Source organism: Staphylococcus sp. aM, from assembly GCF_052975125.1.
Genome location: NZ_CP121447.1, coordinates 1,069,102 through 1,080,978 on the forward strand (window position 1 = coordinate 1,069,102; position 11,877 = coordinate 1,080,978).

An 11,877-nucleotide genomic window follows, 5' to 3' on the forward strand; every position below is an offset into this window, starting at 1 on the left:
TAAGTCATTTATTGCTAATGGTCTATAAATATTATAGATTATAATTAAGTTTGAATGTATAAAAACTGAAATAAGGAAGTGATTTTATGAAGTTAGGTGCATTAACAATCGATGATATAAATGGAGGAAATACGCATATAGATGGTGGCGCAATGTTTGGTGTGGTTCCTAAACCACTTTGGACAAGAAAATATAAAGTGAATGACAAGAATCAAGTTCATACGCCTACACATCCAATTCTCATTCGACACCCAAAATATAATATTTTAATAGATGCAGGTATTGGAAATAATAAGTTAACTGACAAGCAAAAAAGAAATAGTGGTGTTACACAAGAAAGTTTTATTAAAGAAGAATTAGCGTATTTTGGACTTACACCTGATGATATTGATTTGGTTTTAATGACTCATTTACATTTTGACCATGCTGCGGGACTTACAGATGAAAATGGACACGCTCTGTTTAAAAATGCTACACATTATATTCAACAAGATGAATGGCATGAGTTTCTAGCACCTAATATACGTAGTCAGGCAACATATTGGAAGGAAAATCAAGGTGAATATGATGAAAGAGTTATTTTATTTAAGGATGAAATCGAACCAGTTCCAGGTATTAAAATGATTCATACTGGTGGACATAGTTTTGGTCATTGTATCATCACTATCGAAAGCGAAGGGCAAAAAGCAGTACATATGGCCGACATTTTCCCAACCTTGGCTCATCGTAACCCACTATGGGTTACAGCATATGATGATTATCCTATGACATCTATTCAAGAAAAAGAAAGATGTATTCCGTATTATATTTTTAATGATTATTGGTTCTTGTTTTATCATGACGAGAACTACTTTGCACTAAAATTTGAATCTGATAAGCACAATATTAAAGAAACAGTTAAACGTGCATATAGACTATACTAAAACAATGAGAAAGGTTATAGCTTTGTTCAAGAATCTCAATATTTTTGAGTGAACAATCTATAACCTTTAATTTTATATTAATGTGTAGTCTATAATTCTATAATATTCAACACTTCACCTGAATAGGCATCTGCATAAAAATCATAATCTACAAGTTGTCCATTTTTAGTTGCAGTTATGCCACCAAGATAAACTGGTCTATTAGCATTAATGTTAGGATCGTTGAGAGGTTGATGTACGATATATGAGCCTTTAACGTCCATAAAATAAGTTTTAACTTCATTTAATAATTTATCGGGATTATAATATTTTTTCTTAGCTAGGTATGCAACGATACCAGCTGATATGATTACAACCGTACAAGCACCTATGATAGATATATTTTTACAATTTAAACACTTCATCATTGTATCTCCCTTATTCATAATTCATATTATTAGTTTACCATAATGAAGATGATATAATAAGTTATAAGGAGTGAAGCTTTAAATGACTATAAATGAAAGTATAACACTAGATAGAATAAAACATCTTACTGAATTACATGGTGCACCAGGTTTTGAAGATGATATTAAAACATATATGAAAGATCAAATGACACCCTTTGTAGATGAGTTTATTGATAATAAAATGGGTGGCTTTTTTGGAGTGAAAAAATCCGCTAAACCGAAAGCAAAACGTGTGATGGTAGCTGCTCATATGGATGAAATTGGATTTATGATTACACAGATTACCGATAATGGTATGATTCAATTTACAAACCTTGGTGGCGTTGCTAATGATATTTGGCAAGGTCAAAGACTCAAAGTGAAAAGTCGTAATAATGAAGAAATTACAGGAATTGTATCTAATATACCTAAACACTTTAGAAGTGGAAATGAAGGTGTACCTCAAATTAGTGATTTAATGTTAGATATTGGTGCTACGACGGCTAATGAGGTTAGAAAAAGGGGTATTGAAATAGGCGATACAATAGTTCCAGACACACCATTTACACAATTATCGAAGTATCGATTTAGTGCTAAAGCATGGGATAATCGATATGGTTGTCTCATCGCGATAGAGATATTAGAATTGTTGAAAGATATCGAATTAGATGTAGATTTATATGTTGGCGCAAATGTTCAAGAAGAGGTTGGCCTACGCGGAGCTAAAGCATCTGCTGAACTTATTAAACCGGATGTTGCGTTTGTAGTGGATTGTTCTCCTGCAAATGATATAAAAGGTCCTAATCAGTTATCCGGTGCGCTAGGGGAGGGGACATTGATTCGTATTAAAGATGGAACAATGATCTTAAGACCTTCGTTCAGAGATTATTTACTTCAATTAGTCAATCAGTATGATATTCCTCATCAATATTATATGTCTCCAGGTGGAACTGATGGAGGCGAGATTCATAAAGCAAATGAAGGAATTCCTACAGCTGTTATAGGTGTGTGTGCACGTTATATTCATAGTACGGATGCTGTATTTGATATTAGAGATTACTATGCAGCTAGACAACTATTAAATAAAGCAATTATAAATTTAAACGAAGCACAAATTGAAACGTTACAATATCATTAATTTACAGGAGTGGAGATCGTGTTAAAACTAGAATCAGAACAACAATTTGAAGAATTAAAACAAGACAATACGGTGTTTGAATTTACAGCTGATTGGTGCCCAGATTGTAAAGTTATTGAACCAGAATTACCACAATTAGAAGAGAAATACCCATCGTTTAAATTTGTCTCAGTAGATCGTGATCAATTTATAGATATTTGTATTGAAAATGGGATTATGGGGATTCCAAGTTTCTTAGTTTATCGCAATGGTGAATTGCTAGGAAGTTATATTGGTAAAGAAAGAAAATCCATCGAACAAATTGATACATTTTTATCACAATATATTTAATTGAATAGTTGAAAAATATATTTAAAAACCTGTTTTTTTCTGTTACTATCCATTGTTTTATTGTAAACTATTAAGAGGTGCGAAATAGGAGTGTTATAAATGAATGTCTTTCAAATGAGAGATAAAATTAAACAACGTTTAAACCATTTAGACGTTAATTATAAATTTGATCGTGAAGATGAAACATTAAGAATTTATAGAAAAGACAATCATAAAGGTGTCACAATTAAATTAAATGCTATTGTCGCAAAATATGAAGAAAAAGAAGAAAAAATAGTTGATGAAATTATTTATTATATAGACGAAGCAATTGCACAAATGGCGGATCAGGGACTTGAACAACTTAAAGATATTCAAATTATGCCAGTAATCCGTGCTACGAGTTTTGATAAGAAGACTAAAGAAGGCAATGCCTTTATTTATGAAAATCACACCGCAGAAACAAATATTTACTATGCATTAGATTTAGGTAAATCTTATCGACTCATAGACGAGAGCATGTTAGAAACGTTAAATATGACACAACAACAAGTCAAAGAAATGTCTTTATTCAATGTTAGAAAATTAAACAATCAATATAGTACAGATGAAGTTAAAGGAAATATCTTTTATTTTATTAATTCTAATGATGGCTATGATGCAAGTCGTATTTTAAATACTTCTTTTTTAAATGATATTCAAGATCAATGTGAAGGTGAAATGTTAGTAGCAGTGCCACATCAAGATGTATTAGTTATTGCGGACATTCGTAATAAAACAGGTTATGATGTTATGGCGCATTTAACTATGGAATTTTTCACTAAAGGTCTTGTACCTATCACGTCACTATCATTTGGTTACGATAAAGGTCATCTTGAACCAATATTCATTTTAGGTAAAAACAATAAGCAAAAAAGAGACCCAAACGTGATTCAGAGATTAGAAGCAAATCGTAAAAAATTTAATGATAAAAAATAAATAAAAAGGAGAAAAAGTATGAATTTATTTTATAATCCCAATGGTGTAGGAGACGTTGCTTTCTTACAAATTGAACCTGCAGAAGGTGAATTTAATTATAGAAAAAATAATGATGTTGTAGAAATTACTAAAGAAGATGATAACCAAGTAGTTGGATATAATTTCTTTAATATTTCAAATCATATTCAAATTGAAGGCAATGGTCATATCAAATTAACAGAAGATATTGTTGAACAATTACAGCAAATGATAAAAAACAATGGTTTTACGTTTGAGTTAAATGCAGATTTATCACCTAAATTTGTTGTTGGTTATGTTGAAACTAAAGAAAAACACCCAGATGCAGACAAATTAAGTGTTCTTAATGTAAACGTTGGTAATGACACATTACAAATTGTTTGTGGTGCACCGAATGTTGACCAAGGACAAAAAGTGGTTGTTGCAAAAGTTGGAGCAGTTATGCCAAGTGGTATGGTCATTAAAGATGCAGAACTTAGAGGTGTTGCATCTAGTGGAATGATTTGTTCTATGAAAGAGCTAAATTTACCAAATGCCCCTAAAGAAAAAGGTATCATGGTATTAGATGATAGTTATGAAATTGGACAAGCATTTTTTGAATAAAAAAGGAAGGTAGTGAAAGTATGAGCTGGTTTGATAAATTATTTGGCGAAGATAATGATTCAAATGAAGATATATTGCGCAATAAAAATAAAAGACGCCAGGCAAATCAATCGAATGATACTCATCATGACTCATTACTGCCACAAAATAATGATATCTATCATCGTCCAAAAGGGAAGTTTCGTTTCCCAATGGAAGGTTTTGAATCAGGAAATGCGGAGTCTGAAAACACAACTACTCAAGATGTGCACCGGTCAAATGTCAATCATGATATAGAGGAATTCCGTACTCAAGACAATAAAAGACATCGTCGTAGAAGAAATCATGACAATGAAGAAGGTAGTTTCGATTCTAGTTATCAATCTAAAGGTTATCAATCTAGAAAGAAGAAAGATCCCAATCCTTATACAACGACATCAACACACCGTCAAATTTCTCCTACGTCACTTGGCAATTCGAGTACGAAAAATCATAATACAACGTCCAACACGCAACCTAGGATGAAATTACAATCTGAACGATTTAAATCTAATTATAAAACTCAATCTGAATATACATATCACAAAAGTGATTTTAGAGCGTCAGAAGTACCGTCTGCCATTTTCGGCACGAAACAAAGACGTCCGATTGAAAATGGTGTTATACCACCTAAAGATAGTGGGGAAAATAGCACTCATGTAACAGTAGATAATCGAAATGATAGAGACTATGTAAATCAGAATTCAAGAGCGTTTTCATCTAATTCAAAGGCAAACGCTCAACAGCAACATCAAGATTCACAGCAATCAAATTACAATACTATTAATAATGAATTATCTACAGGTAATGAAAATGTAGCATCGACTACTACACCAAATCATTCTAAAAAGGATAATACGATAAATATTAATAATATTTATGCATCACAAATTGTCGAAGAAATTCGTAGAGAACGTGAACGTAAAGTCCTTCAGAAACGTCGATTTAAAAAAGCGTTACAAGAAAAAAGACAACAAAATCAAGAGTCTAATGAGGATAGTATCCAAAAAGCAATAGATGAAATGTATGCTAAACAAGCACAACAATATGTAGGCGATAGTTCATTAGACATCGAAGATCAAGAAGAGTTTAATGATAGCGTTGCTAATAGCAATAGTAATATAGAAGAGGATAAATTAGATGACTCTACTGTATTAGATACAGATAACCAAGAAAAATCTAATCATCACTATAATTACGAAGAAATAGATTTAAATGATATCACTCAAAGACACGAAGTGAATGATGATGATGTTACGGTATCTGACGCAGTCAATCATGATAATGATAATGATTCTGTACAGGATCAATTGGAGCATCATTCAATAGATAACGCAACTGAAGATGAAATCGTACAACAAGATTCTGAGGATAAAACGCAAAGTTATGACAATGGTGACAGGGGTCATGAAATGGTTAATAGTGAACCTGAATTATCTAATCACGTTGATGATGCAGAATATCGTGAAATCGATGAAAGTGACTCTTCAGCTAATCATGTAACTTCTGAGCCAATATCAATGTCACAAAAAGCGAGTGAATCTCAACAAAAATCTAGTGAGCATCATTGGCAACAAAGAAGAGGGCATAATGCTGTTACACAAAGTGTTGATCATGAAATAGAATATGCTAAGAAGCGTAAACGTCAATCCGATATAAAAAGTGAAACATCATCAGAATCAGATAGCGCTTCAGAAAATCAAAGTGACTCAACTAAAAATAATGACGAGACTTCTAGTGATAATACAAGTATGTCATCAGCTAAGCCAATGGATGTGGCAAGTACTTCTGAACGTCAATATGAATCAATGTCATCAATAGATGAAAATATCCAACGAGATAATAGTTCAAACCATTCATCATCTGAATCAATACAATCTAGTACTAAAGAGCAAATTGAATCAAATTCTGAAAATACAAGTAGTTCTGATAAACAATCCAACTCACTACAAACTCAACATTCCAGTACACCTAAGAAACGTGTTACTGGTGGTAAACCATTTAATGTCGTAATGACACCATCAGATAAAAAGCGAATGATGGATAAGAATAAAGGTAAAAGAGTTAATGTTCCTGAATTAGCACCAGAAGATAAGAAACAAGCATCGCGTTCTAGCGAAGATACTAAGTCAACATCAATGTCACATCATACTAGTACATCGGAGCCGTTTTCTAATCAGGAAGCAAGTCATTCTTCTGAAAGTGTTCAAATGAGTCATTCAACACCAAACACTCATTCGGAAGCTGTGAATACGACGTCTACAGAATCAATTCATGTTGATGATAATCAATCTGTAGTAAGTAAACAAAATAGTTCATCATATGTTACTGACAATGAGTTAAATCATCATCAAGATGATAGTCAAGTTGGAATCAATCATCTTAATGAGCAAGAAACGTCAGGTAATTCAGAAGAACCTCAAGTACAAAAACCTACAATTCGAAAAGGACCAAATATAAAATTACCAAGTTATGATTTACTTGAAGAACCTGAGCCACATGAAGTTAATGAAGAATGGATCGATGATAAGAAACAGGAATTAAATGATGCATTGTATTACTTCAATGTGCCAGCTGAAGTACAAAATGTCACTGAAGGCCCAAGTGTAACACGCTTTGAATTGTCAGTTGAAAAAGGAGTAAAAGTATCAAGAATTACCGCACTACAAGATGACATTAAGATGGCATTAGCTGCTAAAGATATTCGTATTGAAGCACCAATACCAGGAACTAGTCTTGTAGGTATTGAAGTGCCTAATCAAAATCCAGCTAAAGTGAATTTGAGATCGATTGTAGATTCAGAACCATTTAAAAATGCGGAATCAAAATTAACAGTTGCAATGGGATATCGCATTAACAATGAACCTTTATTAATGGATATAGCTAAAACGCCACATGCTCTGATTGCAGGTGCGACTGGTTCAGGTAAATCAGTATGTATTAATAGTATTTTGATGTCTTTACTGTATAAAAATCATCCTGAAGAACTAAGGTTATTATTAATTGATCCAAAAATGGTGGAATTAGCACCGTATAACGATTTACCTCATCTCGTATCACCAGTTATTACAGATGTTAAAGCTGCCACTCAAAGTTTAAAATGGGCAGTTGAAGAAATGGAACGCAGATATAAATTATTTGCACAATATCATGTGAGAAATATTACTGCATTTAATAAAAAAGCATCATATGAACAAAGAATGCCTAAAATTGTTATAGTAATAGATGAATTAGCCGACTTAATGATGATGGCACCACAAGAAGTTGAACAATCTATAGCACGAATTGCTCAGAAAGCACGTGCATGTGGTATTCACATGTTAGTAGCTACTCAACGTCCATCAGTTAATGTCATTACAGGATTAATAAAAGCTAATATTCCAACTAGAATTGCATTTATGGTATCATCGAGTGTAGATTCTAGAACTATACTTGATAGCGGTGGTGCAGAACGTCTACTAGGATATGGTGATATGCTTTACCTAGGTGGCGGAATGAATAAACCAATCCGTGTTCAAGGTACATTTGTCTCAGATGAAGAAATAGACGATGTTGTAGATTTCATTAAACAACAACGTGAACCTGAGTATTTATTTGAAGAAAAGGAATTATTAAAGAAAACACAAACTCAAGCACAAGATGATTTATTTGATGATGTGTGTGAGTTCATGATTAATGAAGGACATATATCTACTTCATTAGTACAAAGACATTTCCAAATTGGGTATAATAGAGCAGCCAGAATCATAGATCAGTTAGAACAATTGGGATATATCTCTGGAGCTAACGGTTCTAAACCTAGAGATGTTTATATTACTGAGGCGGATTTAAATCAAGATTAAAATTTAGTAAGGAGTTTTATAATGACACACTATCATTTTGTCGGTATTAAGGGTTCCGGCATGAGTTCATTAGCACAAATTATGCATGATCTTGGACATGAGGTGCAAGGCTCAGATATAGAAACTTATGTATTCACTGAAGTTGCTCTAAGAAACAAAGGCATAACAATTTTACCGTTCGATGCGAATAATATAAAAGAAGACATGGTGATAATTCAAGGGAATGCCTTTCCTGATAGTCATGAAGAAATTGTTAAAGCACATCAACTTAAATTAGATGTGATTAGATATCATGATTTTCTTGGTCATGTAATTAATCAATACACGTCTGTTGCTGTTACAGGTGCACATGGTAAAACATCTACAACAGGCTTATTATCACATGTAATGAATGGCGACAAAAAGACATCATTTTTAATTGGTGATGGTACTGGAATGGGATTACCTGGTAGTGATTATTTTGCATTTGAAGCATGTGAGTATCGTAGACATTTCTTGAGCTATGACCCTGACTATGCAATTATGACAAATATTGATTTCGACCACCCAGATTATTTCAAAGATGTTGAAGACGTATTTGATGCTTTCCAAGAGATGGCGCATAATGTTAAAAAAGCAATTATTGCTTGGGGTGACGATGAATACCTTAGAAAATTAGAAGCAGATGTACCCATTTATTATTATGGATTTAATGAAACTGATGATGTATACGCTAAAAATATTCAAATTACAGAACAAGGTTCTCAATTTGACGTTTACATCAATGGTGAATTCTATGGTCAATTCCTATCACCACAATATGGAGACCATAATATCTTAAATACACTAGCTGTTGTTACAATTAGTTATCTTGAGAAAATGAATATTGATAATATTAAAGAGGCATTAGAAACTTTTGGTGGTGTAAAACGTCGTTTTAATGAAACAAAAGTATCAAATCAAGTATTAGTAGACGATTATGCTCACCATCCAAGAGAAATTAATGCTACAATTGAAACAGCTCGAAAAAAATATCCACAAAAAGAAGTTATTGCAGTATTCCAACCACATACATTTTCAAGAACTCAAGCATTTTTAGAAGAATTTGCAACGAGTTTAAGTGCAGCAGACCATGTTTTCTTATGTGAAATTTTTGGTTCTATAAGAGAAAATACTGGTGAATTAACTATTCAAGATTTAATTAACCGTATTGATGGTTCAGCTTTAATTGATGAAAGTGGTATAGATGTATTAGAAAAATTTGATAATGCAGTTATTTTATTTATGGGTGCTGGTGACATCCAAAAAATGCAAAAAGCGTATTTAAATAAAATTGGTGTAAAAAAAGATTTCTAATATGTTTATAATGATTTCTCAAGGGTATTAAATATTAATGAATTTTATAATTAGGTATTTAGGAGGCGTTTTTAATGGATTGGATTTTACCAATTGCCGGAATTATCGCTGCGATAGCGTTCTTAATTTTATGTATCGGTATCGTTGTAGTGTTAATTTCTGTTAAGAAAAATTTAGATCACGTGGCTAAAACACTTGATGGTGTTGAAGGTCAAGTACAAGGTATTACAAGAGAATCTACGGACTTACTTCATAAAGTAAACCGTTTAACTGAAGACATTCAAGGTAAAGTTGATCGTTTGAATTCTGTAGTAGATGCTGTTAAAGGTATCGGTGACTCAGTTCAAACATTAAACGGTTCAGTTGACCGTGTAACTAACTCAATTACGCACAATGTTTCTCAAAACGAAGATAAAATTTCTCAAGTAGTACAATGGTCAAATGTTGCAATGGAAATTGCTGACAAATGGCAAAATAGACACTACCGTCGAGGAAGTGCAAATTACAAAGCAAACACAGTAGCAAATGATACAGATCATAGTTACACTACTCGTGTTGATAAATAATTAATAAGAATGAACTAAATGCACTTAAATGAGGTTGTTACTTGTTTAAGTGCATTTGTTATAGGGAGGAATAAATCATGGAACACTATAATCGTGATGATTTTGAAAGAAATAATACTGGAAATGATTTATACAGCCGTCATACTCGTATAAATAATCAATCACCACAACGTAAAGATTTCGTAGTTAGCTTTATTACAGGAGCAATTGTAGGGTCTGCTTTAGGTTTATACTATAAGATGAAAGTCTTTGAAAAAGCAGATCAAGCTATTGCAAAAGAAAAAGAATTACGTGAAAAAGCATTAAATTATAAATCACAAGCTGAACAACATATTGAAACGGTTAAAACACGAGTAGAAAACTTTAGAAATAAATCTAATAATGGTGTTTCTTCAGATGAATTATCAGCTCAAAAAGTAGCGATTCAAAGAGAAGTGAGTGATCATAATCTTGCAGACCAATCTCCTGAAGCGAGAGAAATCCAAGAAGCAAAATTAGAAGCTGACAATCATTCAAAAGTTGGTGCGAGTGCAACTGAATTAGCAGCACAACAAAATGCAATTAAATCTGAAACAAATCATGACCAATTAGCAGATCAATCACCACAAGCGCGTGAAATTCAAGGTGCAAAAGTTGAAGCTATGCGTAATGATCAACAAACTGCAACACCTTCATCAAAGGAACTTGCAGCACAACAGAATGCGATTCAAGCAGAATCGAATCATGATACATTAGCAGATCAATCACCACAAGCAAGAGAAATCCAAGAAGCAAAAGCAGATGCAAAAAGTAAACAAGCAAATTCTAATATTGATAACAATAAGCATGTATCTGACAAAGAAATTGCTATGGCACAATCTGCTATTAAAGAAGAATCATCTTTATCAGATCCATCTCAAACTAAAGAACAATCAACACAAACATCTAATGCTGATAAATTAGCTAGTGCGGCTCATACAAAGAAACAAAAAATGAACAATGATTCACAAGTATTGGCAGACACTAATGCATTTACTAAAGAACAAGACGTAGCTAAAAACAACAAACAAACTACGCCAAGTTTAGTCGATCAAACAAATCAAAATAGTTCAAAAGCTAATGATGGCTCATTCGCTAATAGATTAGCAACAGCAGCCAAAGATAAACAAGCGAAGTTAACTAAAGGTTCTAAAGAATCACAATTAACAAACGCTTTATTAGCAGAGGCACCTATTGCCAAATCAAAAATGACTAAAGTGCCTAACTTAGTAACTAAATCTTCAACTAATGACACAAAAAATAGTAAATCAAGTCAAACAACTAATAAGCAATCTTCAAAAAAACAAAATAAAGCACAATTTGATAAAGGTGTCGTAACACGTCAAAATAACGCATCAACAAAATCTAATAACAAAAATAAGACACAAACGAAAACGTCAAAACAATCAACAAAAACACCAAGTCAAAATAAAAATCAAAAGCAACAAGGTAAACAACAACCAACACAACAAAAGGTAGAAAAAACGACTAGTAAAATTGAAAAACGTACGTTCAATGACTAATTAGTTTGTATTTAATATGAGTTAATATTATGATATAAATATAAGCACTCATTGATTAGTATTTGATTTTTAAAGTGAAATTAAATGTATCATTTTAGAGTGGAACCCATCATTTATTCATTAACAGGATAGATGACGTTCTGCTCTTTTTATTTTCGTAAAAAGAGTTGTCATAATA

At 32.5% G+C, this 11,877-nt stretch carries 10 protein-coding genes; 9 read left to right on the forward strand and 1 reads right to left on the reverse strand.

Annotated features, from left to right (window positions below; genetic code table 11):
- Positions 1-86: 86 nt before the first annotated feature.
- Positions 87-923, forward strand: coding sequence for a YtnP family quorum-quenching lactonase (locus P7F85_RS05365; RefSeq protein WP_031464015.1), 837 nt, complete (start codon positions 87-89; stop codon positions 921-923).
- Between the two features lie 89 nt (positions 924-1,012).
- On the opposite strand, the gene P7F85_RS05370 is transcribed toward P7F85_RS05365, so the two are convergent.
- Positions 1,013-1,327 (reverse strand): PepSY domain-containing protein, encoded by a 315-nt coding sequence (locus P7F85_RS05370; protein WP_015364892.1) that lies wholly within the window; start codon positions 1,325-1,327, stop codon positions 1,013-1,015.
- Positions 1,328-1,412: 85 nt separating this feature from the next.
- Between P7F85_RS05370 and P7F85_RS05375 the strand changes: the two genes are divergently transcribed.
- The 8 genes from P7F85_RS05375 to P7F85_RS05410 all read left to right on the forward strand — a co-directional run bounded on the left by P7F85_RS05375 (position 1,413) and on the right by P7F85_RS05410 (position 11,699).
- The gene (locus tag P7F85_RS05375) at positions 1,413-2,489 is read left to right on the forward strand and encodes a M42 family metallopeptidase (RefSeq protein WP_002467406.1); all 1,077 of its coding nucleotides are present in this window, start codon (positions 1,413-1,415) and stop codon (positions 2,487-2,489) included.
- Positions 2,490-2,507: 18 nt separating this feature from the next.
- On the forward strand, positions 2,508-2,819 hold the full coding sequence (locus P7F85_RS05380) for a thioredoxin family protein (protein ID WP_002467409.1): 312 nt from the start codon (positions 2,508-2,510) through the stop codon (positions 2,817-2,819).
- 99 nt (positions 2,820-2,918) lie between these two features.
- On the forward strand, positions 2,919-3,776 hold the full coding sequence (locus P7F85_RS05385; RefSeq protein WP_002467410.1) for a DUF1444 domain-containing protein: 858 nt from the start codon (positions 2,919-2,921) through the stop codon (positions 3,774-3,776).
- Between the two features lie 18 nt (positions 3,777-3,794).
- Positions 3,795-4,397: a YtpR family tRNA-binding protein gene (gene ytpR, locus P7F85_RS05390; RefSeq protein WP_002467403.1), complete on the forward strand. Its 603-nt coding sequence runs from the start codon at positions 3,795-3,797 to the stop codon at positions 4,395-4,397.
- A gap of 20 nt (positions 4,398-4,417) precedes the next feature.
- On the forward strand, positions 4,418-8,257 hold the full coding sequence (locus P7F85_RS05395; RefSeq protein WP_015364894.1) for a DNA translocase FtsK: 3,840 nt from the start codon (positions 4,418-4,420) through the stop codon (positions 8,255-8,257).
- 21 nt (positions 8,258-8,278) lie between these two features.
- Positions 8,279-9,592 (forward strand): UDP-N-acetylmuramate--L-alanine ligase, encoded by a 1,314-nt coding sequence (murC, locus tag P7F85_RS05400; protein ID WP_002467396.1) that lies wholly within the window; start codon positions 8,279-8,281, stop codon positions 9,590-9,592.
- Between the two features lie 74 nt (positions 9,593-9,666).
- Positions 9,667-10,158, forward strand: a complete 492-nt coding sequence (locus tag P7F85_RS05405; RefSeq protein ID WP_002467416.1) for a DUF948 domain-containing protein — start codon at positions 9,667-9,669, stop codon at positions 10,156-10,158.
- 77 nt (positions 10,159-10,235) lie between these two features.
- On the forward strand, positions 10,236-11,699 hold the full coding sequence (locus P7F85_RS05410; protein ID WP_447158574.1) for a smooth muscle caldesmon: 1,464 nt from the start codon (positions 10,236-10,238) through the stop codon (positions 11,697-11,699).
- Positions 11,700-11,877: the final 178 nt, after the last annotated feature.